The sequence below is a fragment of the Marinobacter shunpengi genome (assembly GCF_045449695.1).
GTDB lineage: Bacteria > Pseudomonadota > Gammaproteobacteria > Pseudomonadales > Oleiphilaceae > Marinobacter.
This window is the reverse complement of the sequence record NZ_JBJJKZ010000002.1, coordinates 209,296-234,306: the sequence shown is the minus strand read 5'-3', so window position 1 is coordinate 234,306 and position 25,011 is coordinate 209,296. Positions and strand designations below refer to the sequence as shown.

Sequence of the window (25,011 nt, the reverse complement as noted above, 5' to 3'; positions counted from 1 at the left end):
CTCATCATCGGCTGTGCTATCGGAGCTGTTCCCAGTTGATTCGGCCCCAGTTGACGTTTCCTTCCTCCTGGATCGTATCCGCCTGCCCGGAAGAGCCACTGACAACCTTGCACTCATCGTCGTCGACGCAGCCTTCGACAATCGTCGGGGTATTGATAATACCGATATCCGGATCCGTGCCGGAAGGTGGTATATCCGGGCAATCACCCTCACACTGGGGATCTTCGACATTGTCCTCGTCGTTAATCTCACCATCGTTATTGATGTCAAACACCTGGTAATCCAGGCGGCCACCAGTATTCAGGGATACTTCCATCAACCAACTACGGCCACCCGCTGCGCAGGGATCCTCTGATGGGATCAGGGTTGGAAAGATAACCCGATCGGAACGAACCAGGGCTTTCGATACCACCCTTTCTCCCTGGGCCCCTGGACCACCATTGGACTCTTTCCAGAGCAGGTCGATAAACCAGCCGTTATAGGCACTCCCGCTGGGCTCATTCTTGGAGACCACTCGGACCCGGTTTCCGCTTACGGTTCCTTCGGCCAGAATTTCCTGTTCCAGCAGGTCGTCGCGTTCAACCAGACTCCCGCGATCAACAATCCCGTAGAACGAGTCCACGGTGGGGTCTTCGGGCACTACGTTGTCACCAATATCCTGGAAACTGCCAGTGCCAAAGAACAGCATAACCTGCCCCTGTTCGTTAAGAGCCGCCACCGGGTCCGCCGTAATACTCTGGTCTTCGGCCGCCTCAAACAACAAAGTAACGTCGTCCCAGTTGTTCGTATTGGTTCCCTCAAGGTCCGCACGCCAGATCCGGCCGTCCGTATCGCCGATGTACATCCTGTCCGCCACGCGGTCCCGGTCCAGATCGATCAGGACGGGTGAGCCCAGGTCCGCACCGTCGGTTGGCACTTCGATGGTCTCAATGACATCGCCAGTCCCTGCTTCCAGAAGCCACACCACACCATCGTCGAAACCGGACTCGTAGCCACTGCTGACGGCCACACCAAATTCACCGTTCGGCAAGGCGAATATGGATGGCTGTTGCATCATGTAGCCGGCATCCGGATGCGAGAATTCCCAGAGCACTTCCGACTCGCCCATGTTCTCCGGGTCGGTCACATCCAGGGCAAATACCGTCCTGCCCCCAGCACCGGTGGTGCCAACGGCAATGGTTCTCCAACCGAGGGTATTGCCCAGCCAGGCATCACTGACCCGTGGCGTACCATCAACGTAGTAGCGATGCTCGTATTCCGGCTCTGTCAGTTCCCACAGGTTGTCGAAGATCCCCGCCGGCACATAGGCAAAGAGCTCTTCACCGCCATCATCCGGGTCAATACTGCCATTGAACCCGTGCAGCATCCCATCGTTCGCACCCACGAGGATCAGGGGAGGACGATCCTGATAGACATCGCTATCCCGGAAATCGGCATAGCTGTCCACGTCACCAAACCCGGGTACGGAGTCAAGGAAGTAATACCCGAAATTCTCCTGATGTACGTATTGAGGTGACGAATTGACAATGTCTCCAAGGCGACTGTCACGCTGCCGGAACGGTAGCGTCTGGTTTGTATCTGTCTGCTCCTGGGTACGGAGCCCACGCAGATAGTCCAGTCGGTTCTGCCCCATTGAGACTTCCGACATGGTGCCGCTTTCGGTCATTCGAAGGGCATCCCGTTGATCCTCTGCCAGATCGGCCCATTCAAAGCCTTGCCCTGTTGACGTCAGCATGATATCCCCGACATCGGCTAATGGCGCGGCAGTCAATATGTTCCGATTGCCAATCTCAACGTCACTCATATCGTCTAGCTTCTCCGCCGCCGACCATATAGGAGCCACGGAGATTACACCCCCAGCGCTAAGCTCAAAGGCGCTCAGGTTACCACTCCAGGCGGAGCTGTCGAATGACGCCTGGAAGATGGCGGTGTCGGACTGAAGCGACGTGGAGTTGGCGGCCACCGAAGAGGCAGAGCTGGACATTTCGGCAGTGATGTTTCTGAACGCTTCCCGCAGACTTTCGATCATCTTGCCTGCTTCACCGGCGGTGTAAAAATTGTCAGGGCGCTTGAAACTGGTACCTCCGACAGAGACCGTTTCGTTGTTGGTATGCCACCATCCTTCAGGCAATGGTTCGGTTCTTGTATAGGGGTCAAAGTCAGCGGCTTCTTCCTCTTCGTCTTCTGGAATATCAAACCCACCGTACTTCGCCGCCAGGTAGTACTGATTGTTTGACGGAGAGGCCAGGGCCTGGTTTTCCAGAACATCAACCCAGTGCGTCGACGCGGTTTGTTTGCCGGGGAGATCCGGTCGCATGTCAACGGTGTGATTATCGTATGCGAGTCCGGCGATGTAGGCTGTATTCTCACGCCCAGTGAATTGGTTCTCTCCAAGATTATTAATCCCTTGCAGATCACCGACCTTGTTCGTCGCAGTGGTTACATCGACCGTATCATCGTCGCTGACCTCGTCAGGCAATGAGGGCTCGTCTCCTCTATAACTTGTCCCAGGTAGGTTGCCATCATCGTGAGTGTTTACATCGCCTATCCCAAGGATGACGTTGGACTGACACTCATACTGAATCGGATCGTCCCAATCCGTGATAACGGGAAAGTTGTCCGTGTACCGGGCGACATCGCTCCCACTAAGTGCCGAGTAGCTAGGAACATTGCCCTGGTTTTTCAGGTAGCGGGTAGCGGCGTAGTAGAGCTCGCTCACCGGATCCAGTGCTTTCTGATCATAACTGTTCAGTTGCCCAAATTTATTTATGTAGTTGATAACACCGCTATTAGTGATACTTCCAGGAGTGCTTTCGGCGTCATCGGGATTGGGGTTGTCAACAAGGACACCAGTTTCCTCGTCCCACTCCGCATTCGGATTAGCCAAAAAGCCCTCACCCTCAACAAACCGCTGCGGGCCAACGTATTTCTGATTTGCCCGCAGAACGCCACCGTCCCGGGAGCTTCCCGGATCGTTCAAATAGCCAAACACGCTGTAGCGGATATCCCGGGCATTCTGCTGAATCAGACCTTCGGGTTTCCAGCCCTGGCTGTACTGACGGCAGTTATCTTCCAACCCCACAGATGTATCACACACCTTGACACGAACAGCCGCGCGATAACTATTATTATCCTGAGTCCTGATACTTTCCGACGGGTCATACCATTCCTGCGACGCATCAACAGAGCGGTTATTGAGGCTGAACCGCATGTCTTTTTCGAGGCCTTCGATTTTTACCCGGATACGGTCTACGTTAAAGGGAGTTGCCCCGGCGACAAGGGCTCCATCATTGAGGTCCTTGACAGTAAGGCCACTCTGGCCAGGATGGCGGGCTTTCTCCAACCAGGTTTCGGTAGCGGTATCCCTGACGCGATAGCCCCCGGTCAACACCTTACGGAACGGATCGATCGTCTGGGTCAGCGCCCAGTTCAGAAAGTTACCACTCCATTCTCCAGAACCACTACAGGTACGTGATGACGTCGTACTTGAGGGGTAGAAGTGATTGTTCTGGTGGTTATCCCCGGCATAACTGTAGCGATAGCATTTGCCCGGATCGAAGTAACCTTCGAATTTCGTACTAGGACTGTAATTCCCGAGGTTCGCCAGACTCTGTATAGTCGGATACTCTACCGAGGGTGTTAACACTAGGTTACCCGGTACACCACTACCTCCACCCAGGAACAAGGGAGACTGGGCCACTTCGGCTGAGGAATACTGGAGAGGCGCCATGATAAGCAACAAAGCCGCCCCGCAATGCGCTACCCTCTGGTCGCACGCTATCCGGATTTTTTTCATACAAGCTTTCAATAGATTCATAGCCCAATCTCCGCTGCTCCAGATCCCTGGAGCAAGTTACTTGTTCTTGAATACCGTGGTGATCACCGCCACGGCATCCTCGGAACCGCCATAACCGAGTGCGGTCACCCGGTAATACACCGGCTCTGTAAAAGTGGACAGGTCTGTCCCGGGCGGGACGATCGAGTCAATCTGTTCGATGTAATAAACAGGCCGCGATGATGTCCTGTCGATGTCCTCCCCATACTCGATAATACCGTTGCCGTTATCCTCGATATCGTCCATCCAGTCGGGGCGATTGTCGGCATTGACCCGATAGAGTCCATCGTTATTGGGGAAATTCGCTGGTGGATTATTACGCAGGAAATCCTCCGCCTCCCTTACCGCCGCTTCCGCTGCCTGGAAGGCCAGTTCCTGATCCTGCAGGTTGCCGGTCATCCGGTCCTGCAGGGTGGTGCTCTGCATACCGGCGACGCCAATCAGGCTCAACAGTAGCAACATGATGAGGGAGACGATCAGCGCCGACCCCGACTGGTCCTTCCGGACGACTATTGATTCAGGGAAACCGTTCAATATTCTGCTCTCACTCATGGACCTCACTCCAAACGGTTCCGGATACCAACGGTAAACGAGCCAACCAGACGGGCCCTGCGATCAGCCCCTGGATCCAGTTCCGTACCCACCAGGTTGAAGGTCCTGGCGTTGTCCTCATCAAGGATCCCGTCGCCGGACCGCATCAACAGGGCAAACCGTACGCTAACCACATCCTCCCAGGCATTGACCTGGTCCGCCGGAACGTAGGTCTCGGCCCGACGTTCATTCTGCCGGATCCCGTATAGCACTTGCATACCTTCCACGCCGGACACGATCTCGATAGGGTTGCCATCGGGTGCTCCAGGTTCCAGGGCAACCTGGAACAGCGCCGGTTCGCCATCAGCGCCTAAACCGACAAAATAGCCGGTACTCCGGTAGGTGTAGACGGATGAGTCATCCGTATGGTCAGCCAGATCTTCGGCGTTCGTGTTACCCGGTGTTCCTCCAACCCCCTTTGTAATAGAGCTTGCATTGGCATCATTTGACTTCTGGAACCGATCTCCACCACTGCAATCGCCCATTACGGCAATCAGGATAGTCCCTTGGGGAATGCCCGTTTCCCCCGCAGCGCCAATCGTATTCGCCGGCGGCGAAGGATTGCCCGCCAAATCGACCTGAGCCCGCACAGCGCCATTGAGCACCAGAAGATCGGTCCCCTGCAGGGCATTGTCAGCAACCACTGCTGGCACGCCATCACCTTCACCGTTTGTCCAGCCGCCATTCCCAGCGACAAACGCCTCCAGCTCGTGATCGTCCCCCAAGCCGGTGTTGGGAGCCTCCCAGCCAACGACCGCGCGCTCGAAGTCAAAAAGGTCTTCATTGTAGGCCGCGTTTCCTGTGTCGAGATGTTCCGTTGGCTGTCCGATCAGGCAACCGTAATGGCCGGCCATCCGTGCGTCGCGACTCAGCCGGGACAGAGAGAAACGTAGATTCTCCTGCAACATGGCAACGGCATCACTGGTTCTGTAGGTCTGGTTTGAGCCCAGAAAGACCTGGGTAACGCCCAGCGTTAACACAGTCCCCAAAAGGAGGGCGATCATCAGCTCAACCAGCGACAGCCCCTTTTGCTTTCCGGGAAGGCTTTGATTGGTCATTATCAAACTGGCCATCATCAGATCTCCGCCGCCATGGTCAGTGAGCCGTCATCGTCGTTGCCCGAGTTGGTATCCCAGGTCACCTGGACGGTTACCGTGTTATCAACCACGTCCACAGCACCGGTTCCATTGGGTAACAGACATGCAAGCGAGTTCTGCCATTCGGCGAGATCATCCGCCGCAACCCCGCCATTGTCGATTGAAAAGTCCTCGTCACAGTCCGGGTCATCAAGAGCATCAACGTTGTATGCCGCCAGGTTGCTCCTGTTGGCCCGAGCCCTCTCAAAAATATCCTCGGCCAGGAAAATGGCCTGGCTGCGGTTACGGGCCTCGCTGGTCATGGTCAGACCGGTGGATTGAAGCGACCCCAGCCCCAGCAGACCGATAGCGAGGATCAGCAGCGAAACCAGCACCTCGATCAGACCGAAACCACCCTGCCCACGCGGCTTGCCCGGCGTTATGCCGTGAAAACCTGAATCACCGTTGCTCATGGACAATCATTCCTCCCCATCCGAACCTGGCCACTTGTCAGTATGCTGATTTCCCGTTCGGCGCCCGCCTCACCAGCGGCGCAGTCCGCAGGCCGGACCTGGACCTGGAGTGTGCCAAGGGCATCCCGCTCTCCCCGCTGGTTGAAGGCAACGGTGGTGAAGCCGGCGGCAAAATCCGAACTTGGTTCGTCAAACTCACGGATAAGGTTGGCAGCGCAGTCAGCGCCGGTGTGAACGCACCAGCCCTCACCAAAATCCGCCCCGTTTGCAGACAGCGACACCACGCCCCCTCGTTTGACCGCTTCACTACGAGCTAGCTGAACGGCCGACATAAAGGCATTCGCTTCCGTGGTGACCTGGTTTGATCGAATAATTCCCTGGAAGGAGGGGACCACAAGACCCAGAATGATTGCCATCACCGCCATCGCGACCAGCAACTCAATCATCGTAAAACCAGAACTTCGTTCTCTTCCGCGCATAGTCCACTTCCATCATGACTTACAGAAAGATTAACCGGCGTCCATTGTGCCATCCATGGCGACGCGACGAGTGGTTTTTGTTGGCGGATAAACGGTAAGGAGGACAGCCGGGGCGTGATGAAGGTCACAGGTTGGATGCATTCGTTAGCCGGGCAGATGTGGGGAGCGGGGAACAGGAAGCTGGGCGATATCGCACCACCCTCTCCCCACCCCCTCTCCCTGAGGGAGAGGGGTTTAAGGTGGGCGAGGCGCGAGAGCTGGAGTGGCCCGCCGACTAGACGTTTACGGCGTCGATCCGAAGCTCTTTCGGCATGGAGAAGACGATATTCTCCTCCCGACCCGCGATTTCCTCAGGGGCGGTGCCACCCAGGTCCTGGAGGCGCTTAATAACGTCGTTGACCAACACCTCAGGCGCGGAAGCGCCAGCAGTCACACCGACAACTTTGCGGCCTTCAAGCCATTTCGGGTCGATCTGGCCTGCCTCGTCAATCAGGTAGGCAGGCGTACCCATGCGCTCGGCCAGTTCCCGCAGGCGGTTGGAGTTGGAGCTGTTGGGGGAGCCTACTACCAGCATCAGGTCGCAGTCGCTGGCCAGTTGCTTGACGGCGTCCTGGCGGTTCTGGGTGGCGTAGCAGATGTCGTCCTTGCGGGGGCCTTCAATCTGGGGGAACTTCTCCCGCAGGGCATCTATGACCCGGGCGGTATCGTCCATGGATAGGGTGGTCTGGGTGACGTAGGAAAGGCGCGAGGGATCCCTCACGTCCAGACTGGCGACGTCTTTCTCGTCTTCCACCAGGTAAATATCACCGCCATTGCCGTGATCGTACTGGCCCATGGTGCCCTCCACTTCCGGATGCCCATGGTGGCCGATCAGGATGCATTCGCGGCCGTCGCGGCTGTAGCGCATGACTTCCAGGTGGACTTTAGTAACCAGCGGGCAGGTGGCGTCGAAGACTTTCAGGCCACGGTTGGCGGCTTCATTCTGGACCGCCTGGGAAACGCCGTGGGCGCTGAAGATCACCAGGGTGTCGTCGGGCACTTCATCCAGTTCGTCCACGAAGATGGCGCCGCGATTGCGCAGATCGTCTACCACATACTTGTTGTGGACCACTTCGTGGCGCACGTAGATGGGGGCGCCGAAGACCTCCAGGGCCCGGTTGACGATTTCTATGGCTCGGTCTACCCCGGCGCAGAAGCCGCGGGGGTTGGCTAGTCGTATTTGCATGTTGCCTATATTACTCGGGCCGGCTGACTTAGGAGTCTGGCTTCGCTGCGGGGTGTTGCCTTCCGGGACACGCCGTGAATCCATCCCTGGAGGCTCTTCAAAAACGTCCATGTTTTTGAAGGTCCCGGAAGGCAACACCCCACATCGAATCCTCGTAATCTGAAGCAAACCGCCAACTAGTGTGCGGTCGCAACAGGTTCAACGTCGATGATTTCCACCTCAAACATCAGTGTACGCCCCGCAAGCGGATGGTTGAAGTCCACATCCACCTGATCGCCTTCCACGCGGCTGACCACACCGGGTAACTCGCTCTGGCGGGCGTCGGCAAAGGAGATCATCACTCCCGGCTCCAGCACCATGTCGGCGCTGAATTCGTGGCGTTTGAAGGTCTGTACATTGCTCGGGTTGTGCTGACCAAAGGCTTTCTCGGGGGGTACCTCAAAGATTTCCCGGTCGCCAGCCTTGAGCCCCATAAGGTAGGCCTCGAAATTCTCCGGTAGATTATCATCGCCGATTTCCAGCGAGGCCGGGTCTTTATCGAAGGTGGAATCAATCACTTCGCCATCGGTGAACTTGAGGGCGAAATGGAGGGTCACCCGGGTTCCCCGGTCAATGGGCAGATCTTTCATGGGTATCACTCACTCCCATCCGCCGCCTTCCCGGAAGGCCTGCGGAAAATATCGAGAATCATCATGCCGGCACCGATGGTGATGGCGGTGTCGGCCAGGTTGAACGCCGGGAAGTGCCAGTCCTGCCAGTAGAAATGCAGGAAATCGACCACATAGCCGTGGACCACGCGATCATAGACATTACCGATGGCGCCGCCAAGGATCAGGGCAATGGCAATAGCGGTCCAGGTTTCTTCCCGCTTCAGTCCTTTCAGCCAGTAGATCAGAACACCGCTTACAATCACCGCCAGAGCCACAAAGAACCAGCGCTGCCAGCCTGCGGCATCCGCCAGGAAGCTGAACGCAGCGCCGGTGTTATGGAGCAAGGTCAGATTGAAGAGCGGCATGACCGGCACCGGATCGCCGTAGGTCAGCAACGCAGTGGCCAGCGCCTTGGTACCGAGGTCCAGGGCAATGACAGCCACCGCCAGCCATAGCCATTTCAGTTTGGTGCCGGTCTGCTCATCGGTCATGGCAGCATCCATCAATGTCGCTTCCCGGATCAGGCGAAGGAACGGGTCTCGCCCGGGCCTTCCACATTGGTCACACAGCGACCGCAGAGGTCACTGTATTGCTCGTTCTGACCCACGTCAGCGCGGTGATGCCAGCAACGCTCACACTTGGTGTGGGTGGCCGGCGTCACTTTCACCAGCAGGCCTTCATACCCGGTCTGCTCGGCGCCTTCGGCTTCCGATACCGGCCGGACGGTGGCCTCTGACGTAATCAGCACGAAGCGCAGCTCCTCGCCCAGATGCTCCAGCTTGTGGGCCAGGTCACCTTCACAGTAGAGCGTGACTTCGGCACTCAGGGAGCCCTTGATCTCGCCACGGCCCCGGGCCTCTTCCAGGCACTTGTTGACCGCCTCCTTGACACTGTAGATCTCGCGCCAGTAATCGCGGCCCAGCTCGGCGCTCTCCGGCAACGCCGTCAGGCCGTCGTACCAGGTCTCGTAGTAGACGGTGTCACCGCGCTTGCCAGGCAGGTGCTGCCAGATCTCATCGGCGGTGAAGCTGAGGATCGGGGCAATCCACCGCACCAGGGCTTCGGCCACATGGAAAAGCGCCGTCTGACAGGAACGCCGCGCCAGGCTGTCCGCCTGGGTGGTGTACTGCCGGTCCTTGATGATATCCAGGTAGAAACCGCCCAGGGTTGCCTCGCAGAAGTTGTAGACCTTCTGGTAGATGCGCAGGAAAGCGTAGTTGCCGTAGTCCTCGCTCAGTTCTTCCTGAAGCTGAAGGGCACGGTCCACCATCCAGCGGTCCAGGGCGATCATGTCGTCCGGGGCCACCATGTGCTGTTCCGGGTCAAAACCGGTCAGGTTGCTCAGCAGGAAGCGAGCGGTGTTGCGGATACGGCGATAACCATCCGCCGTCTGCTTGAGGATATCCTTGGATACAGTCATCTCACCGGAGTAGTCGGTGGCCGCCACCCACAGGCGCAGGATATCGGCGCCCAGCTCGTTCATGACCTCCTGGGGCGCGATGACATTGCCCAGGGACTTGGACATCTTGCGGCCCTTGCCATCCACGGTGAAACCATGGGTTAGCACCTGACGGTACGGCGCCACGCCGTTCATGGCGATGGACGTCTTCAGGGAGGACTGGAACCAGCCCCGGTGCTGGTCGGAGCCTTCCAGGTACATGTCCGCCGGGAACTGACCCAGCTCCGGACGCGGGCGCAGGACAGCCTCGTGGGTCACCCCGGAATCGAACCACACATCCAGGGTGTCCAGGACCTTCTCGTACTGATCAGCATCCGGGCCCAGCAACTCCGCCGTGTCGATCTCATACCAGGCGTCGATGCTGTCCTTTTCAATGTATCGGGCGACCTTCTCAATCAGTTCCTGGGTATCCGGGTGCAGCTCCTGGGTTTCCTTGTGGATAAACAGGGTGATGGGCACACCCCAGGTGCGCTGGCGGGAGATACACCAGTCCGGGCTCTGCTGGAACATGGCCTCGATGCGGTTCTGGCCCCAGGCCGGCACCCAGCGCACGCCCTTGATGGCTTCCAGGGCATCGGCACGCAGGTTTTCCTTGTCCATGCTGATGAACCACTGGGGCGTTGCCCGGTAGATCAGCGGGGTCTTGGTCCGCCAGCAGTGGGGATAGCTGTGCTGGAACTTCTCGGAACGTACCAGCTTGCCTTCCCGCTCCAGGGCGGCACAAATGGGCTCGTCCGCTTTATAGACGTGGATTCCGGCGAATTCACCGGCCGCCTGGGTATAGGTGCCATCGGCCTGAACCAGATTCAGGGTGTCGATGCCGTACTCCTTGCCCACCTCGAAGTCTTCCATACCGTGATCCGGCGCGGTGTGGACGGCGCCGGTACCGGCGTCGAGGGACACATGGTCACCCAGTACCACCGGCACCTGCTTGTCATAGAACGGATGCTGCAGTTGCAGGTGTTCCAGGGCCGCACCCCGGCACTTCGCCAGCACCTCGTACTGCTCCACACCCCACCGGCTCATGATGCCGTCCACCATGTCCGCCGCCAGGATCATACGCTCGCGGCCATGGCCCACATCGGTCTGCACCAGGGCGTAATCCAGCTCACCGTGCAGCGAGACGGCCTGGTTGGCGGGGATGGTCCAGGGGGTGGTGGTCCAGATCACCACGGACACATCGCCCTCACCCTGGTCGGCACCAAAGGCCGACAACGCCTTGCCCTGGTCCACGGCGGTAAAACGCACGTCGATCTGGGTGGAGGTCTTGTCCTGGTACTCCACCTCGGCTTCCGCCAGGGCGGACTGACCGACCACACTCCAGTAGACCGGCTTGTAGCCGCGTACCAGATGGCCCTTGGCCACCATCTTGCCCAGGGCCCGGACGATGCCGGCTTCCACCTTCGGGTCCATGGTGAGGTAGGGCTTGTCCCACTCGCCCATCACACCCAGGCGGATGAAGTCGGCCTTCTGACCTTCAATCTGCTTGGTGGCATAGTCGCGGCAGGCCTGGCGGAAGGTCTTGTAGTCCACCTTGACGCCGGCCTTGCCGATTTCCTGCTCCACCTTATGCTCGATGGGCAGGCCATGGCAGTCCCAGCCCGGCACATAGGGGGCGTCGTACCCCATGAAGCTGCGGGACTTGACGATCATGTCCTTGAGGATCTTGTTGACCGCGTGACCAATATGAATGCTGCCGTTGGCATAGGGAGGGCCATCGTGAAGGATGAACTTGTCACGGCCCTCGCGCTGCTTGCGCAGGTTGCCGTAGACGTCCATCTCCTGCCAGCGCTTCAGCATCTCGGGCTCGCGCCTGGCCAGGTTACCGCGCATGGGGAAGGCGGTTTCAGGCAGATTCAACGTGTGCTTGTAGTCGCTCATAGTCTCTCGGTCAGTGTTGGTTGGCGACCGTGCCGTGGTCGGCGATCCATGCCCGGGCATCCTCAAGGTCCCGGGCGATCTGGTCTTTCAGTTCGTCAATGGAATCAAACTTGATCTCGTCCCGCAGCGGATGGCGGAACGAAACATCAATACGCTGGCCATAAAGTGTGCCAGCAAAGTCGAATATGTGCACTTCCAGCGAGGGCTGGCGACCGTCAACCGTGGGGCGCAGGCCGATATTGGCCACCCCGTCCAGCTGACGGCCACCCGGCAGGGTCACCGCCACCACATACACCCCCTGCAAAGGCGCCATGCGCCCCAGCAGGATATTGGCGGTGGGTGCACCAATGGTTCGCCCAAGCTGACGGCCATAAACCACCCTGCCAGTGATGGCATAGGGACGGCCCAGTAGCTGCCCGGCCAGTTCCAGCCGGTTGTCCAGCAGGGCATTACGGATGCGGGTACTGCTGACCCGATCGCCCTCAACCGTAACGGTACGGGTGTTTTCAACGGTATACCCGGCCTCGCCCCCCACCTGCTGCAACAGGCGAAAATCACCGGCCCGGTCACAGCCAAAGCGGAAATCGTCCCCTACCACCAGGTGGCGCACTTTCAGCCCGTCGATCAGCACATCGTCGATAAAGCCCATGGCGGAGTAGCTGCGGAAGGTTTCATCAAACTTCAGGCAGAGCACGATATCGACGCCACTGGCCAGCAGGGTTTCAAACTTCTGACGCCACCCCGTCAGCCGGGGCGGCGCCTCGTCCCCCTGGAAGAATTCCCGGGGTTGCGGCTCGAACACCATGACCACGGACGGCACGCCCAGTTGGTCGGCCTTTTCCTTTACCTGCTCCAGGATGGTCTGATGCCCCAGGTGAACGCCATCGAAGTTACCCACGGTAGCGACACAGCCCTGCGACAGGACGGAATCCTCCCGGCGAGACAGCAGCTTGAGGTTGGTCAGCCCCCGAATCAGACGCATGCGTACTGCGAACCCTCTGTTGCAAGCTTGCCAGCGCCCCTCAGGCCACTGGTGAGAAAACGCGCGATTATAACCTATCGGCGGCGGAAATGTCTTACCCTCATGCCCACCAGGGCCAGGGCCACGAAGTAGGCCCCGACACCCGCCGCCACCAGCATCGCCATATCCAGGGTACGGTCCGCCCCGCTGGCGGCCAACCACGACGGCACTGGCTGGCTCAGGGCCAGGATGACCACGGCCAGCACACCGTTGGCCGCCAGTAACTGCAGCAGGAACCGGAGGGCCCCGGGCTGCGGCCGCCAGGCACCTTCCCGCGCCAGCCCACGCCACAGCAGCAGGGCGTTGAGCCAGGCCGACAGGGAGGTTGCCAGGGCCAGGCCGGCATGAGCCAGCGGAATCACCAGCGCCAGGTTGAAGACCATATTGGCCACCATGGCGATCACACCGATCTTCACCGGCGTTTTGGTGTCCTCCCTGGCGAAGAACCCCGGGGCCAGCACCTTGATCAGCATGAATGCCAACAGCCCCAGCGAATAGGCCCGCAGGCTCTGGGCCGACATGACCACATCCCGGTCCGTCACCTCACCGTAGTGGAACAGGGTCGCAATCAGCGGCTCCGCCAGCAATACCAACGCCAGTGCTGCGGGCACGCCGATCAGAAGCACTGCCCGCACGGCCCAGTCCACCGTTGCCGCGAAATCTTCTTTCGACTGTGCGGCGTGTTTACGGGACAGGTTGGGCAGGATCACCGTGCCGATGGCAATACCGAACACCCCTAAAGGCAACTCAGACAAACGGTCGGAATAGTAAAGCCAGGACACACTGCCGGTCTGCAGGAACGACGCCAGCACGGTATCCAGCAACAGGTTGATCTGGCTGACCGAGACACCGAACAGGGCCGGCGCCATCAGTTTGAGAATACGCCTGACACCCTCGTGCCGGTAATCCACCCGGGGGCGTGGCATCAGCCCCAGCCGCATCAGGAACGGCAACTGGAAGAAAAGCTGCAGGGCGCCGGCGATCAGCACGCCCCAGGCCAGCGCCATTACCGGCTCGTCCATCAGGGGCGCCAGGAAGATAGCGGCGCCGATCATGGCAAGGTTGAGCAGCACCGGGGTAAAGGCCGGCACTGCAAACCGGTCATAACTGTTGAGGATGGCACCGGCAAAGGCCGTCAGGGAAATCAGCAACAGGTACGGAAAGGTAATCCGCAGCATGTCGCTGGCCAGGGCGAACTTGATGTCGTCGTCCACGAAACCGGGGGCGAATATGGCCGTCAGCACCGGTGATCCCAGCATCGCCACCAGGGTTACCGCCAGCAATACCAGCCCAAGACCACCCGCAACGGCATTTATCAGCCCCCTGACCTCGCTGACGCTGCCATTCGTGCGGTAGGCGGAGAGCACCGGTACAAACGCCTGATTGAAGGCACCTTCGGCAAACAGGCGACGCAGGAAATTGGGGATCTTGAACGCCACGAAGAAGGCGTCGGCACTGGTGCCAGCCCCGAAATACCGGGCAATCACCATGTCCCGCGCCAGCCCCAGGACCCGGGACAGCATGGTCATCACGCCCACCACACCGGATGAACGTAACAGGCCGGGCACTCTTGAGGGTGGATTGGGGGCTTCCGGGGTTTCCGACTGACTCATTCAGACCGCTTCCTGTGGCAAGTGTCGCGGGAGTTTACCACAGGCTCCCGAGGCGCCGTGAAACCGGACAGGGGCCGGCTCCGCACTTGACATTGACGGCCTGTGGAGGCATGATTCCGCGTCATTTATTTTGACGCGTCAAATGCAGTGGGCGCGGCTACAATTGTCGGGGCGACGCCAGTATGGCACCGCTCCCAGCGAATCCAGATTTTCACTCAGATTTTTCAGGAGTTACACGGTGGCAAATACCCCGCAAGCCAAGAAGCGCGCACGTCAGAACGAGAAGAACCGCAAGCACAATGCCAGCCTGCGTTCCATGGCGCGCACCTATATGAAGAAAGTTCAGACCAAGATCGACGCCGGCAACTACGAGGAAGCCCAGAAGGCCCTGCAGGAAGCCCAGCCGATCATGGACAGCATGGTTAACAAGGGCATCTTCGCCAAGAACAAGGTGGCCCGCCACAAGAGCCGCCTGAGTGCCAAGATCAAGGCCCTGAAAGCCTGATCCGGCCCGCCTGGCGACACAAAAAACCCCGCTCACGAGCGGGGTTTTTTATTATCAGCCCACAATATCGGGCAACCGGTTACACCAGCACCAGGTTATCCCGGTGAATCAGCTCCTCATCGGACACGTAGCCCAGCACCTCGGCAATGCAATCGCTGGAGCGCCCGGCAATGGCCCTGGCCTCATCGGAACCATAGTTGATCAACCCCCGGGCCACTTCACGCCCCTCTTCGTCCACACAGGACACCATCTCGCCCCGGCGGAACTGACCGGCAACTCCCTTCACCCCCACGGGTAACAGGCTTCGACCGCCACCACAGAGGACCTTTACAGCCCCCGCGTCGATGGTCACTCGCCCCCTGGTCTGAAGGTGACTGGCCAACCACTGCTTCCGCGCCGCGATACGCCCCTGCTCCGGCAACAACAGGGTACCCACCTTCTCCCCGGCCCGCAGCCGGCTGATCGCCCTTTCCAGACGACCACCAACAATGACGGTGAAGGCACCGGACCGGGCCGCCAGCCGGGCCGCCCTCAACTTGGTCAGCATACCGCCGCGACCCAGGGCTCCGGCGCCACCGCCAGCCATGACATCCAGATCCGGGTCACCGGCACGCCGCTCAGTCACCAGCTGGGCGTCGGCGTGCTTACGGGGATCCCGGTCGAACAGGCCGTCCTGATCCGTCAGGATGATCAACCCATCCGCCTCGATGAGGTTTGCCACCAGGGCACCCAGGGTATCGTTGTCGCCGAAACGGATTTCATCGGTGACCACGGTGTCATTCTCGTTGACGATGGGAATGACACCGAAATCCAGCAGGGTCCGCAAGGTACTGCGGGCATTCAGGTAGCGCTTGCGGTCGGACAAGTCATCGTGGGTCAGCAGGATCTGGGCGGCATGGCGGTCATGGCGACGGAACTGAGCCTCCCAGGTCTGCACCAGCCCCATCTGGCCCACGGCGGCAGCGGCCTGCAATTCGTGTAAGTGCTCGGGGCGCTGCTTCCAGCCCAGGCGAGTCATGCCCTCGGCCACCGAGCCGGAGGACACCACCACCACTTCGACACCCTCGCGAATCAGTTCCGCAATCTGATCCACCCACTGAGCCAGCGCAGGCACATCCAGCCCCCGGCCATCGTCGGTCAGGAGAGCGCTGCCAATCTTGATCACCAGGCGCCGGGCACGGCGCACCTGCACACGTTCACTCATGGTTACGGGTTCATTCCTGCTCGGGCCCAGCCAGGGCCGGATTATTCCGGGGCGTAGACCACCTCGACGTCGTAATCATCATCGTCGAAATCGTCATCATCATCGTCGTCTAGGGCGGCCCGCCGGGCAGCCTTCTCCTGCTGGATGCGGGCACGCGCCTCCTCATCCATCTGCCGGCGGCGCTCGGCCTCTTCCTCAGCCAGATCGGGGTTGTCCGCCTCTTCCCGGGCACGCTCCTCAATCCAGCGCATGACTGCCTGGGTCAGCTCCTTCGTACCCTCGCCGCTGATCGCCGAGATACGGAATACCGGTCCCTGCCAGCCTAGCTCGTCAACAATGGCCTGGCAGTGAGCATCACGCTCCTCTTCCGCCACCATATCGACCTTGTTCAGCACCAGCCACCGATCCCGGTTGGCGAGGGTTTCACTGAACTTCTCCAGCTCATGCTCGATGGCCTCCACCGCCTGCGCGGGGGAGGAGCCATCGTAGGGCGCCACATCGACCAGGTGCAGCAGCAGACGGGTCCGCACCAGGTGCTTCAGGAAACGGATACCGAGGCCGGCACCTTCGGCCGCCCCCTCGATCAGACCGGGGATATCGGCAATCACAAAGCTCTGGTGCGCCTGCACCTTGACCACACCGAGGTTGGGCACCAGCGTGGTGAACGGATAGTTCGCCACCTTCGGTTTGGCGGCCGACACCGAGCGGATAAAGGTGGACTTGCCGGCGTTGGGCATCCCCAGGAGCCCCACATCCGCCAGCACCTTCAACTCAAGGCGCAGGTTGCGAACCTCCCCCTCGGAGCCCTTTGTGGTCTGGCGGGGCGCCCGGTTGACCGACGACTTGAAGCGGGTATTGCCCAGCCCGTGAAACCCGCCCTGGGCCACTTTCAGCCGCTGGCCGGCGTGGGTCAGATCGCCAAGCACCTCATGGGTGTCCATATCCACCACCGTGGTTCCCACCGGAACCGGCAGCTCAAGCTCATCACCCTTGATGCCGGTACAGTTACGACCGGAACCTGGCTGACCGTTCTGGGCCTTGTGCTTACGCTGGAAGCGGTAGTCGATCAGCGTATTAAGGGATTCATCGGCCACCAGATACACAGAGCCGCCATCACCACCGTCACCACCATCGGGGCCGCCCTTGGGCACATATTTCTCGCGCCGGAAACTGAGGCAGCCATGACCGCCCTTACCGGCCTCAACTATGATGGTGGCTTCGTCTACAAATTTCATGGTCCAACCTATTGCGCCCTGCGCATAAACGAAAAAAACCCCGCAGGCTCTGGCTCCTGCCGGCCGTTAGCCGGGCAGAAAACCTCAAAGCTTTGCGGGGTTTTTGCCGGCCCTGTTATCGAATGATATCAGAGCCGGGCATCACCGCGACTTACGCCGCCGGAACGATGCTTACAAACTTACGACCCTCGGGGCCCTTGGTCTCGAACTTCACCTGACCGTCCGCGGTAGCGAACAGGGTGTGGTCCTTGCCCAGGCCAACGTTGGCGCCAGCGTGGAAACGGGTGCCGCGTTGACGAACGATGATGCTGCCCGCAGAAACGGCTTCACCACCGAAGCGCTTGACACCAAGTCGTTTCGACTCGGAATCGCGACCGTTACGGGTACTACCTGCTGCCTTTTTATGAGCCATTACCAGCCTCCTCTTTCAGGGGGTACGTCAAGGGCCTCAGCCCTTGATACCCGTGATCTTGACTTCAGTGAACCACTGACGGTGGCCCTGACGCTTCATGTGGTGCTTACGACGACGGAACTTGATGATCTGGACCTTGTCGTGACGACCGTGGTCAACCACCTCGGCGGTTACCTTGGCGCCATCCACAACCGGTGCGCCGACCTTGATGTCGTCGCCGTTGCCGATCAGCAGAACGCGATCAAACTCAACAGTGCCGCCGGTTTCAACTTCCAGCTTTTCCAGCTTGAGTGTTTCGCCTTCCTGAACACGGTGCTGTTTGCCACCGCTAACAATAACTGCGTACATATGTACCATTCTCCGCGATTGACCCATCCCTGCTCTTATCCACCTGGTTCTAAGGGAAGCTCTCTGGCAACCCTATAGCAGGGAGCGCAGGTTGGGATGAGTTAGGGCGCGTGATTGTACGAAAAGCTGTCACCCTTTACAAGCCAAGTTGACACTGATGTCGGCAATACCTAGCATTGCCGCGACCTGCCTGTTTTACCAGACAAATCACTTTCAGGGGACCGGACAGCCGCATGACTGCCCAGCGTATATACGACACCGTCGCGGACGACTTCGCCCGCGTCAACGATCTGATCATCAAGCGGCTTTCCTCCGATGTCCCCCTGGTGGAAAAGATTGCCCAGTACATTATCGAGAGCGGCGGTAAACGCCTGAGACCATTACTGGTTTTGCTTTCGAGTCGGGCCGTCGGCTATGGCCAGGACGACCACCTGAAACTCGCCGCGGTGATCGAATTCCTGCATACCGCCACCCTGCTCCATGACGATGTGGTGGACACGTCGGACATGCGACGGGGCCGCAGTACCGCCAACGCCCGCTGGGGAAACGCCCCCAGTGTGCTGGTAGGGGATTTCCTCTATGCCCGGGCCTTCGAGATGATGGTGGAGCTGAAAAGCCTGCCTATCATGGAGATTCTATCCCACGCCACGGCGGTAATCGCCGAAGGCGAAGTCCTTCAGCTGATGAACGTGAAAAACCCGGACGTGGATGAAGACAAGTACATGGAGGTCATCCACAACAAGACCGCCATGCTGTTCGAGGCCGCCTCCCACACCGGCGCCCTCTTGGCCAGTGCCAGCGAACAGCAGGAAAAGGCCCTCAGGGATTACGGCAAACACCTGGGCCTGGCCTTCCAACTGGTGGACGATGCCCTGGACTACACCGGCAATGCCGATGCCATGGGCAAGAACGTAGGGGACGACCTGGCGGAGGGCAAACCCACCCTGCCGCTGATCCACGCCATGGCCAACAGCAGCGAGGAGGACAGGCAACTGATCCGTAACGCGATCCGCAAGGGCGGCCTGGATGATTTGCCGAGAATCCTTGAGATCGTCAAAGACTCCGGCGCCTTGGAGTACACCATGGCAAAGGCGCGGGAACAGGCGCAACTGGCCCGGAAATGCGCCGGACAGCTCCCCGACTCCCCTCACACCCAGGCGCTGGATTTGCTGACCGAATTGGCTGTGGAGCGGGTTAGTTAGTTACCCCTTAACCCAACAAAGAACGCCCATGGGGCCTATCCAAATCCAGCTCAGGCCCCACCGGCACAATCTGTGTCGGGTTAATGGTCCGCTGGCTGACATAGTAATGCCGCTTGATCTGCTCAATGTCGACGGTGCCCGAAACACCGGCCACCTGATAGAGATCCTTAACGTACCCCGACAGCGCCGGATAATCCCCGATACGCTGGCGATTGCACTTGAAGTGGCTGAAATACACCGCATCGAACCGGATCAGTGTCGTGAACAGGCGCCAATCCGCCTCGGTCAGCTGATCGCCCACCAGGTACCGCTGCCCCGTCAGGCGTTCCTCAAGCCAGTCCAGGGACTCGAAGAGAGCGTTATAGGCCTCTTCATACTTGTCCTGCGCCGTTGCGAAGCCCGCCTTGTAAACACCGTTATTGACCGAGTGATAGACCCGCTCATTCACCCGCTCAATCTCATCGCGCAACGGCTCCGGATAGAAATCCAGATCATGCCGCACCCCGTCCAGCCCATCAAAAGCTGAGTTGAACATGCGGATGATATCGGCGGACTCATTGCTGACAATGGTTTCCTCCTGCCGGTCCCACATGGTTGGCACCGTGACGCGACCACTGTAGTCCGGGGCCGCCCGGGTATAGATCTCGTGCAGGAAGCGGGCGTTATTGATGTGATCCCGGTGACGTTCGTCGTCAGGCCGGAACTCCCAGCCATTTTCCACCATATCCGGATGCACGACGGATACCGAGACATGCGACTGCAACCCCTTCAGCCGGCGAAAGATCAGGGTCCGGTGGGCCCAAGGGCAGGCCATGGACACATACAGGTGATAGCGACCGGATTCCGCCAGGAATCCACCCTTCCCTGCCGGCCCCGGGGAACCGTCTGCCGTTACCCAGTTACGGAAGCGGGCCGCTTCCCGCTCAAACTTGCCACCGGTCTTACCGGTGTCGTACCACTGATCCTTCCAGACTCCATCAACCAATAGCCCCATGGGGAACCTCCCGGCGTTGTTGACGCCATGATGAGTGAACTGGCGACAGGCTACCCAGCAACCTGCTACTCTCACAAGCAATCAATTCTGGCCATCACCTTCAGATTATTCGAACATGCATACCACCATCACCATTGACGCCCTGAAAGTGCTTGATGCCATTGACCGCAAGGGCAGCTTTGCCGGGGCCGCCAGTGAACTTTTCCGGGTACCTTCGGCCATCAGTTACACCGTCCAGAAGCTGGAAGAAGACCTGGACGTGGAAATTTTTGACCGTAGCGGCCATCGCGCCACCCTGACGCCGGCGGGGCGATACCTGCTTAATGAGGGCCGGTCCCTGCTGGAGGCCACCGAGGCCCTGGCCCATACCACCCGCCAGGTGGCCCAGGGATGGGAAACCCGACTCAGGATCGGCTTCAATTCGCTGTTGCCCGCGGAGGTCACCTTCCCGGTCATCCGGGAGTTCTACGGATTGGGCATTCCGGTGGAGGTGCAACTGGTTGAGGAAGTATTCACGGGGACCTGGGACGCCCTACAGAGCCGGCGGGTGGACCTGGCCATCGGTGCCGACCAGATGAGTCGCCCGGCCGGAGCCTTTGCCACCCGCAGCCTCGGTCGGATTCCCTGGGTATTCGCGGTGGCTGCCAACCATCCGTTGGCGAACGCGGAGTCACCACTAACCGAGGACCAGATCACCCACTACCCGGCAGCGGTGGCCGCAGACAGCTCCCGCTCCCTGCCCCCCGGAAGTGCCGGCATCTTCAGGCGCCAGCAGACCATCACCGCGACCAATGTGGACCAGAAGATTGCCCTGCAGGAAGCAGGGCTTGGGGTGGGCTGGCTGCCACGGTACCGGATTCGCCGGCAACTGGCGGAAGGGACGCTGGTGGAAAAAGCGGTGGACGCCCCCAGGGAACCGATCCCGGTGCACATTGCCCGTCGCAACGAAGAGCAGGGCAAGGCATCAACGTGGTTCTGGGAGCGGCTCAGCCAGCCCGAACTCTATCGGGACTGGCTGGATATCGACTAGTCAGTCAAAAGCCCAGCGCAGGAATTCACGCTTCTCGTCGCCACTGGCACGCTCCCACAGGACCTTGAGGGCATCCAGGGTATTTACGCTATTGCTCCCCTGCCCCGGGGTGGTCGGCACCGGCACACCGCTGGGCTGACCGGTTACCACGGTTGCCTGTCCTGAGCCACCGGCATTCTGCTGACCGGCCACCTGCTGTTGCGGATAGCCCTCGAACGGCTCGGAACGGGCAACCACGGAGCCATCCTCGGTCATCAGTTCGGCACTGAAGTTGGCCGCAAACTGCTCGGCTTCACGTCGGTTGGTCACCTCTGGAATATCGAAGGTATACACCTCGCCCGGGCGGGTATCGATGACAAACTGCTGGGGCGCGCTTTCCACCACATGAACGTTGGACTCACCGTCTTCCGTGGATTTGCTCTTGGCCCAAATGGTCTTGTGGGTGAAAACCACGGTGTTGGTGCCCGGCAGCAGTTCGTAGTCGATGGCCATATCATCCATCAGGAAGTTACCGACCTTCTTGCCGTTGACCTCGCGAAGCTTTACGTCGGAAGGTGCCTTCAACACGGCCACCTCACCAGACGCTTCCCCGTCCCAGGTCTGGACCCTGGACATACCCGTGCTGCAGCCCGAAACCACGACAATTGCCAGTGCCGTCACCAGCAGTTTCAGCCAGGTGAGCCCGGTCTGCGGAACCTTTACATACCTTGCACGCATTCAGTGTTTCTCCATGGGTCGCTATCAGTCGGTGTGAGGCCGCCAGGTGGCCCCATTGATCAATGGGGCATTCTGACCACAGACCCAATCTCACGCAAGTCCGTGATCCAGAAGCCCCCATTATAGAATTGTAAAAAAGTGTTGAATTTGGCAGAAATTGGTTTAGTTTTATGCAATGCGCCCTGAAACTTTCAGGTTTGCGACCGTTCTCGATAAATCAGGACTGAGGCCCAGGCGCAGAGCCAGTCCACAGGTCAGGTAGTAGGAGGCTACGATGGATACCAATATCCGAGCAGGCGAGGCCGGTCCAACGCCATTTCGCAGCAGCCGTTTCTTCTGTGTGGGTGGGAAGTGGTACTTCACAACCCGGGAAGGTTTCGACAGCGGGCCCTTCGCCACCAAAGAGCGGGCGGAAATCGGCCTCAGGCGGTTCCTCCACGTCATCAATATGCTGCCACAGGAAGCCCGGGAAATGCGGGTTCATTAGTGTCCCGCCTGGTTAATTCGCTGATCTGCTTCGCGACACTAGTACCGAGCCAGATGGATCAGATCAATCGCAGGGATGCGCCCGGCAGCATCAGAGCAGCCCGGGCATCAACCACAACTCCGCCGCCCATATCACACCCAGCGCCATCACCGCCGCCAGCACGTCGTCGATCATGATGCCCAGACCACCGGGTGTCCGTTCGTCTATCCAGTCAATAGGCCAGGGTTTCCAGACGTCAAACAGGCGGAAGGCCACGAAACAGAGCAACACTCCGTAGTACGTCTCGGGGAAGAAGCCCAGCACAATCCACATGCCCACAAATTCATCCCAGACGATACCGCCATGGTCGTGGACCTTGAGAGCCCGGGCGGTCTGGCCACACAACCAGATACCCACAACGAACGCGACCAGGACCACCAGCCAGTAGGCCAGTTCCGGCAGTAGTGAGATGGGGTACCACAGGGGAATGGCCGCCAGGCTGCCCCAGGTTCCCGGCGCCCTTGGTACAGCACCACTGCCAAACCCGAATGCCAGCAGATGGACCGGGTGGCGAAGGAATCGTGGTGGCAGTATCAATACCGGCTCTTCATCCGGTTCCTGCGGATAGTCGGTCATGCAAAAGCCTGTTTACTGTTCCTTGAAATGGTCATAGCCCGCCGGTACGGAGATTTCCTCTATCACACCATTGGCCGTGAGGAGCTGAATCCCCGATCCGGCACAAATCTCGCCAATCACCGAAAGTCCTTCCACCACATCCGCGGGAAGACGGTCCATCGCCGGGCGCGGCAGGGTGACGCAGAGTTCGTAGTCATCGCCCCCGTACAGGGCCTGCTCCAGGGTTGACTGGGTCCCGCCAAAGGTGCGCGGTATCCGGTCCGGCTCAAGCCTCGCCCCGACACCGGAGGCTTCCAGGATATGCCCCAGATCCGCCACCAACCCATCGGAGATATCAATGGCGGCTGTCGCCACCCCCCGCAACTGGCGCCCCAACGCACACCGGGGCCAAGGGTGGTGATAACAGGCGAGGAACCCTTCCGCCGAGGCCGGCGGTTTGTCCGCCTCCAGCCACGCCAGGGCTGCGGCGGCGCCACCCAGGGGGCCACTCACCGCCACCAGGTCACCTGGCCGGGCACCGTTGCGGGCGATGGCCCGCCCTTCCGGTACCGTGCCATGGACCTGCAGACTCAGAGTCAGCGGACCCCGTGTAATATCGCCGCCGGCCAGGGCAATACCGGCATCAATGGATGCTTCCCGGAGCCCTTCGGACAGCGACCGCACCCAGGCTTCATCCGCTTCCGGAAGGGTCAGGGCCAGGGTATAGCAGACCGGGTCCGCCCCCATGGCCGCAAGGTCGCTGACGGCGACCGCAAGGGCACGCCATCCCAGGCGCCGGGGATCGTAGCCAACGGGAAAGTGAACCCCGGCCACCAGGGTATCGATGGAAAACACCAGTTCATGGCCGGGAGGAATTCGCTGGATGGCGCAGTCGTCCCCCGGCCCCACGCGGACGCCGTCTCTCCAGGTAGCGTCCGCCAGGGGCCGGAACAGGGTGCGTATCAGTTCGAACTCACCCATGACAATACGTTACGACTGCCGGGGACGGGTTTCTGCCAGGCGCAGGCGCTGGCTCAGCTTGTCCAGCAGGCTGTTAACGAACCTGTGGCCCTCGGTGCCGCCAAACCGCTTGGCCAGCTCAATGCCCTCATTGATCACCACCCGGTAAGGGACATCAATCCGGTTCTTCAGTTCGTATGCGCCCAGACGGACAATCGACAGTTCGATGGGGTCCACTTCCGCCAGGGAACGATCCAGCAGCGGCTCGATCAGCCGGTCCAGCTCGGCCTGTTCCCGGTGGACACCACGGATCAGGTCGCGGAAGAAGGCGGAATCCACCTTGCTCATGTCGTTGTCGACCATGAACTCGGCCTCGATATCATTGATCGGGCTCTTACTGAAATGACGATGGTAGAGGGCCTGCAGGGCCAGGGCCCGGGCACGGCGACGATCCCCGGCTTTGGGCTGCCCCGGGCTGGCAGCACCCGGTACTGCGCTATCCTGTTCGCTCATCACTCACCCAGCTTATTGAACAGGCTGACCATCTCCAGCGCGGTGATGGCGGCTTCCGCGCCCTTGTTGCCGGCCTTGGTGCCGGAACGCTCAATGGCCTGTTCGATCGAGTCCACGGTCAATACGCCAAAGGTGACCGGCACGTCGGTATCCAGGCTGACGGCGCCCAGGCCGCTGGAGGCCTCACCGGCCACGTATTCGAAGTGCGGGGTACCACCACGGATAACCGCCCCCAGGGCGATAATGGCGTCGAACTTGCCGGTTTCCGCCACACGCTTGACGGCCAGGGGCATCTCGTAGGCACCTGGCACCCGTACAATCGTGATGTCGTCATCGGCAATGCCGTGGCGCCGCAGGGTGTCGATCGCCCCCTCAACCAGGCTTTCCACGACAAATCCGTTGAACCGACCCACCACCAGCGCATAGCGCCCGGTGCACTGTCGGAAATCCCCTTCAATTACCTTGATATCTGCCATTGTCATTCCTGTTCCGGCCTGGGACCGGGCT

General features: G+C 59.9%; 25 protein-coding genes. 4 read left to right on the top strand and 21 right to left on the bottom strand.

What is annotated here, in order from left to right:
- Positions 1-16 precede the first annotated feature (16 nt).
- The 11 genes from ACJO2E_RS01460 to murJ form a co-directional block, all read right to left on the bottom strand.
- On the bottom strand, positions 17-3,817 hold the full coding sequence (locus ACJO2E_RS01460; protein WP_406961180.1) for a pilus assembly protein: 3,801 nt from the start codon (positions 3,815-3,817) through the stop codon (positions 17-19).
- A 36-nt stretch (positions 3,818-3,853) separates the two neighbouring features.
- Entirely contained in the window at positions 3,854-4,387 is a 534-nt protein-coding gene (locus ACJO2E_RS01455; RefSeq protein WP_406961178.1) for a pilus assembly PilX family protein, read from the bottom strand.
- Between the two features lie 5 nt (positions 4,388-4,392).
- Positions 4,393-5,502, bottom strand: coding sequence for a PilW family protein (locus ACJO2E_RS01450; protein ID WP_406961176.1), 1,110 nt, complete (start codon positions 5,500-5,502; stop codon positions 4,393-4,395).
- Positions 5,502-5,975, bottom strand: coding sequence for a type IV pilus modification protein PilV (gene pilV, locus ACJO2E_RS01445; protein ID WP_406961174.1), 474 nt, complete (start codon positions 5,973-5,975; stop codon positions 5,502-5,504). The genes ACJO2E_RS01450 and pilV overlap by 1 nt, the downstream gene beginning before the upstream one ends.
- Positions 5,972-6,454, bottom strand: coding sequence for a GspH/FimT family pseudopilin (locus ACJO2E_RS01440; protein ID WP_406961172.1), 483 nt, complete (start codon positions 6,452-6,454; stop codon positions 5,972-5,974). Before ACJO2E_RS01440 ends, pilV begins: the two co-directional genes overlap by 4 nt.
- Before the next feature lie 274 nt (positions 6,455-6,728).
- Positions 6,729-7,679, bottom strand: a complete 951-nt coding sequence (gene ispH, locus ACJO2E_RS01435) for a 4-hydroxy-3-methylbut-2-enyl diphosphate reductase (protein WP_406961170.1) — start codon at positions 7,677-7,679, stop codon at positions 6,729-6,731.
- 176 nt (positions 7,680-7,855) lie between these two features.
- A complete protein-coding gene (gene fkpB, locus ACJO2E_RS01430; RefSeq protein ID WP_406961168.1) occupies positions 7,856-8,308 on the bottom strand; it encodes an FKBP-type peptidyl-prolyl cis-trans isomerase in 453 nt (150 codons plus the stop codon).
- 5 nt (positions 8,309-8,313) lie between these two features.
- Positions 8,314-8,832, bottom strand: coding sequence for a signal peptidase II (lspA, locus tag ACJO2E_RS01425; protein WP_406961166.1), 519 nt, complete (start codon positions 8,830-8,832; stop codon positions 8,314-8,316).
- Between the two features lie 17 nt (positions 8,833-8,849).
- Positions 8,850-11,669 carry an isoleucine--tRNA ligase gene (gene ileS / locus ACJO2E_RS01420; RefSeq protein ID WP_406961164.1) on the bottom strand — a complete coding sequence of 940 codons (2,820 nt, stop codon included), beginning with the start codon at positions 11,667-11,669 and terminating at the stop codon, positions 8,850-8,852.
- A 10-nt stretch (positions 11,670-11,679) separates the two neighbouring features.
- Positions 11,680-12,651 carry a bifunctional riboflavin kinase/FAD synthetase gene (ribF, locus tag ACJO2E_RS01415; protein WP_406961162.1) on the bottom strand — a complete coding sequence of 324 codons (972 nt, stop codon included), beginning with the start codon at positions 12,649-12,651 and terminating at the stop codon, positions 11,680-11,682.
- A gap of 74 nt (positions 12,652-12,725) precedes the next feature.
- Positions 12,726-14,303, bottom strand: coding sequence for a murein biosynthesis integral membrane protein MurJ (murJ, locus tag ACJO2E_RS01410; RefSeq protein ID WP_406961160.1), 1,578 nt, complete (start codon positions 14,301-14,303; stop codon positions 12,726-12,728).
- A 238-nt stretch (positions 14,304-14,541) separates the two neighbouring features.
- On the opposite strand from murJ, the gene rpsT reads away from it, so the two are divergent.
- Positions 14,542-14,808, top strand: a complete 267-nt coding sequence (rpsT, locus tag ACJO2E_RS01405) for a 30S ribosomal protein S20 (RefSeq protein ID WP_328188528.1) — start codon at positions 14,542-14,544, stop codon at positions 14,806-14,808.
- 79 nt (positions 14,809-14,887) lie between these two features.
- Here rpsT and proB read toward each other — a convergent pair whose 3' ends face one another.
- From proB to rplU, 4 genes are all read right to left on the bottom strand, one after another.
- On the bottom strand, positions 14,888-16,012 hold the full coding sequence (proB, locus tag ACJO2E_RS01400; protein WP_406961158.1) for a glutamate 5-kinase: 1,125 nt from the start codon (positions 16,010-16,012) through the stop codon (positions 14,888-14,890).
- Between the two features lie 41 nt (positions 16,013-16,053).
- Positions 16,054-17,247: an Obg family GTPase CgtA gene (cgtA, locus tag ACJO2E_RS01395; RefSeq protein WP_406961156.1), complete on the bottom strand. Its 1,194-nt coding sequence runs from the start codon at positions 17,245-17,247 to the stop codon at positions 16,054-16,056.
- Positions 17,248-17,398: 151 nt separating this feature from the next.
- A complete protein-coding gene (gene rpmA, locus ACJO2E_RS01390; RefSeq protein ID WP_328188524.1) occupies positions 17,399-17,659 on the bottom strand; it encodes a 50S ribosomal protein L27 in 261 nt (86 codons plus the stop codon).
- Between the two features lie 36 nt (positions 17,660-17,695).
- On the bottom strand, positions 17,696-18,007 hold the full coding sequence (gene rplU, locus ACJO2E_RS01385; protein WP_406961153.1) for a 50S ribosomal protein L21: 312 nt from the start codon (positions 18,005-18,007) through the stop codon (positions 17,696-17,698).
- Between the two features lie 233 nt (positions 18,008-18,240).
- Here rplU and ispB point away from each other — a divergent pair, with 233 nt between their 5' ends.
- A complete protein-coding gene (gene ispB / locus ACJO2E_RS01380) occupies positions 18,241-19,209 on the top strand; it encodes an octaprenyl diphosphate synthase (protein ID WP_406961151.1) in 969 nt (322 codons plus the stop codon).
- 7 nt (positions 19,210-19,216) lie between these two features.
- Here the strand turns inward: ispB and ACJO2E_RS01375 are convergent, their stop codons facing one another.
- Positions 19,217-20,203 carry a glutathione S-transferase family protein gene (locus tag ACJO2E_RS01375; RefSeq protein ID WP_406961149.1) on the bottom strand — a complete coding sequence of 329 codons (987 nt, stop codon included), beginning with the start codon at positions 20,201-20,203 and terminating at the stop codon, positions 19,217-19,219.
- A 115-nt stretch (positions 20,204-20,318) separates the two neighbouring features.
- Here ACJO2E_RS01375 and ACJO2E_RS01370 point away from each other — a divergent pair, with 115 nt between their 5' ends.
- Positions 20,319-21,233 carry a LysR substrate-binding domain-containing protein gene (locus ACJO2E_RS01370; RefSeq protein WP_406961147.1) on the top strand — a complete coding sequence of 305 codons (915 nt, stop codon included), beginning with the start codon at positions 20,319-20,321 and terminating at the stop codon, positions 21,231-21,233.
- On the opposite strand, the gene ACJO2E_RS01365 is transcribed toward ACJO2E_RS01370, so the two are convergent.
- Complete coding sequence (locus tag ACJO2E_RS01365; protein ID WP_406961145.1) at positions 21,234-21,950, bottom strand: DUF2057 family protein; 717 nt, start codon at positions 21,948-21,950, stop codon at positions 21,234-21,236.
- 274 nt (positions 21,951-22,224) lie between these two features.
- On the opposite strand from ACJO2E_RS01365, the gene ACJO2E_RS01360 reads away from it, so the two are divergent.
- The gene (locus ACJO2E_RS01360) at positions 22,225-22,437 is read left to right on the top strand and encodes a DUF6316 family protein (RefSeq protein ID WP_406961143.1); all 213 of its coding nucleotides are present in this window, start codon (positions 22,225-22,227) and stop codon (positions 22,435-22,437) included.
- Between the two features lie 90 nt (positions 22,438-22,527).
- Here ACJO2E_RS01360 and ACJO2E_RS01355 read toward each other — a convergent pair whose 3' ends face one another.
- Genes ACJO2E_RS01355 through ribH form a run of 4 tightly spaced genes read right to left on the bottom strand, consistent with a single transcriptional unit; the run spans position 22,528 to position 24,980 of the window.
- The gene (locus ACJO2E_RS01355) at positions 22,528-23,052 is read right to left on the bottom strand and encodes a phosphatidylglycerophosphatase A family protein (protein ID WP_406961141.1); all 525 of its coding nucleotides are present in this window, start codon (positions 23,050-23,052) and stop codon (positions 22,528-22,530) included.
- Between the two features lie 12 nt (positions 23,053-23,064).
- Positions 23,065-24,012, bottom strand: a complete 948-nt coding sequence (thiL, locus tag ACJO2E_RS01350; protein WP_406961139.1) for a thiamine-phosphate kinase — start codon at positions 24,010-24,012, stop codon at positions 23,065-23,067.
- 9 nt (positions 24,013-24,021) lie between these two features.
- Positions 24,022-24,504 carry a transcription antitermination factor NusB gene (nusB, locus tag ACJO2E_RS01345; RefSeq protein WP_406961137.1) on the bottom strand — a complete coding sequence of 161 codons (483 nt, stop codon included), beginning with the start codon at positions 24,502-24,504 and terminating at the stop codon, positions 24,022-24,024.
- Positions 24,504-24,980 carry a 6,7-dimethyl-8-ribityllumazine synthase gene (gene ribH / locus ACJO2E_RS01340; RefSeq protein WP_406961135.1) on the bottom strand — a complete coding sequence of 159 codons (477 nt, stop codon included), beginning with the start codon at positions 24,978-24,980 and terminating at the stop codon, positions 24,504-24,506. The genes nusB and ribH overlap by 1 nt, the downstream gene beginning before the upstream one ends.
- Positions 24,981-25,011 lie beyond the last annotated feature (31 nt).

Bases quoted from the DNA above. Each gene is read 5' to 3' on its own strand.
- ACJO2E_RS01460 (WP_406961180.1), bottom strand. From the start codon at position 3,817: ATGAATCTATTGAAAGCTTGTATGAAAAAAATCCGGATAGCGTGCGAC.
- ACJO2E_RS01455 (WP_406961178.1), bottom strand. From the start codon at position 4,387: ATGAGTGAGAGCAGAATATTGAACGGTTTCCCTGAATCAATAGTCGTC.
- ACJO2E_RS01450 (WP_406961176.1), bottom strand. From the start codon at position 5,502: ATGATGGCCAGTTTGATAATGACCAATCAAAGCCTTCCCGGAAAGCAA.
- pilV (WP_406961174.1), bottom strand. From the start codon at position 5,975: ATGAGCAACGGTGATTCAGGTTTTCACGGCATAACGCCGGGCAAGCCG.
- ACJO2E_RS01440 (WP_406961172.1), bottom strand. From the start codon at position 6,454: ATGCGCGGAAGAGAACGAAGTTCTGGTTTTACGATGATTGAGTTGCTG.
- ispH (WP_406961170.1), bottom strand. From the start codon at position 7,679: ATGCAAATACGACTAGCCAACCCCCGCGGCTTCTGCGCCGGGGTAGAC.
- fkpB (WP_406961168.1), bottom strand. From the start codon at position 8,308: ATGAAAGATCTGCCCATTGACCGGGGAACCCGGGTGACCCTCCATTTC.
- lspA (WP_406961166.1), bottom strand. From the start codon at position 8,832: ATGGATGCTGCCATGACCGATGAGCAGACCGGCACCAAACTGAAATGG.
- ileS (WP_406961164.1), bottom strand. From the start codon at position 11,669: ATGAGCGACTACAAGCACACGTTGAATCTGCCTGAAACCGCCTTCCCC.
- ribF (WP_406961162.1), bottom strand. From the start codon at position 12,651: ATGCGTCTGATTCGGGGGCTGACCAACCTCAAGCTGCTGTCTCGCCGG.
- murJ (WP_406961160.1), bottom strand. From the start codon at position 14,303: ATGAGTCAGTCGGAAACCCCGGAAGCCCCCAATCCACCCTCAAGAGTG.
- proB (WP_406961158.1), bottom strand. From the start codon at position 16,012: ATGAGTGAACGTGTGCAGGTGCGCCGTGCCCGGCGCCTGGTGATCAAG.
- cgtA (WP_406961156.1), bottom strand. From the start codon at position 17,247: ATGAAATTTGTAGACGAAGCCACCATCATAGTTGAGGCCGGTAAGGGC.
- rpmA (WP_328188524.1), bottom strand. From the start codon at position 17,659: ATGGCTCATAAAAAGGCAGCAGGTAGTACCCGTAACGGTCGCGATTCC.
- rplU (WP_406961153.1), bottom strand. From the start codon at position 18,007: ATGTACGCAGTTATTGTTAGCGGTGGCAAACAGCACCGTGTTCAGGAA.
- ispB (WP_406961151.1), top strand. From the start codon at position 18,241: ATGACTGCCCAGCGTATATACGACACCGTCGCGGACGACTTCGCCCGC.
- ACJO2E_RS01375 (WP_406961149.1), bottom strand. From the start codon at position 20,203: ATGGGGCTATTGGTTGATGGAGTCTGGAAGGATCAGTGGTACGACACC.
- ACJO2E_RS01370 (WP_406961147.1), top strand. From the start codon at position 20,319: ATGCATACCACCATCACCATTGACGCCCTGAAAGTGCTTGATGCCATT.
- ACJO2E_RS01365 (WP_406961145.1), bottom strand. From the start codon at position 21,950: ATGCGTGCAAGGTATGTAAAGGTTCCGCAGACCGGGCTCACCTGGCTG.
- ACJO2E_RS01360 (WP_406961143.1), top strand. From the start codon at position 22,225: ATGGATACCAATATCCGAGCAGGCGAGGCCGGTCCAACGCCATTTCGC.
- ACJO2E_RS01355 (WP_406961141.1), bottom strand. From the start codon at position 23,052: ATGACCGACTATCCGCAGGAACCGGATGAAGAGCCGGTATTGATACTG.
- thiL (WP_406961139.1), bottom strand. From the start codon at position 24,012: ATGGGTGAGTTCGAACTGATACGCACCCTGTTCCGGCCCCTGGCGGAC.
- nusB (WP_406961137.1), bottom strand. From the start codon at position 24,504: ATGAGCGAACAGGATAGCGCAGTACCGGGTGCTGCCAGCCCGGGGCAG.
- ribH (WP_406961135.1), bottom strand. From the start codon at position 24,980: ATGGCAGATATCAAGGTAATTGAAGGGGATTTCCGACAGTGCACCGGG.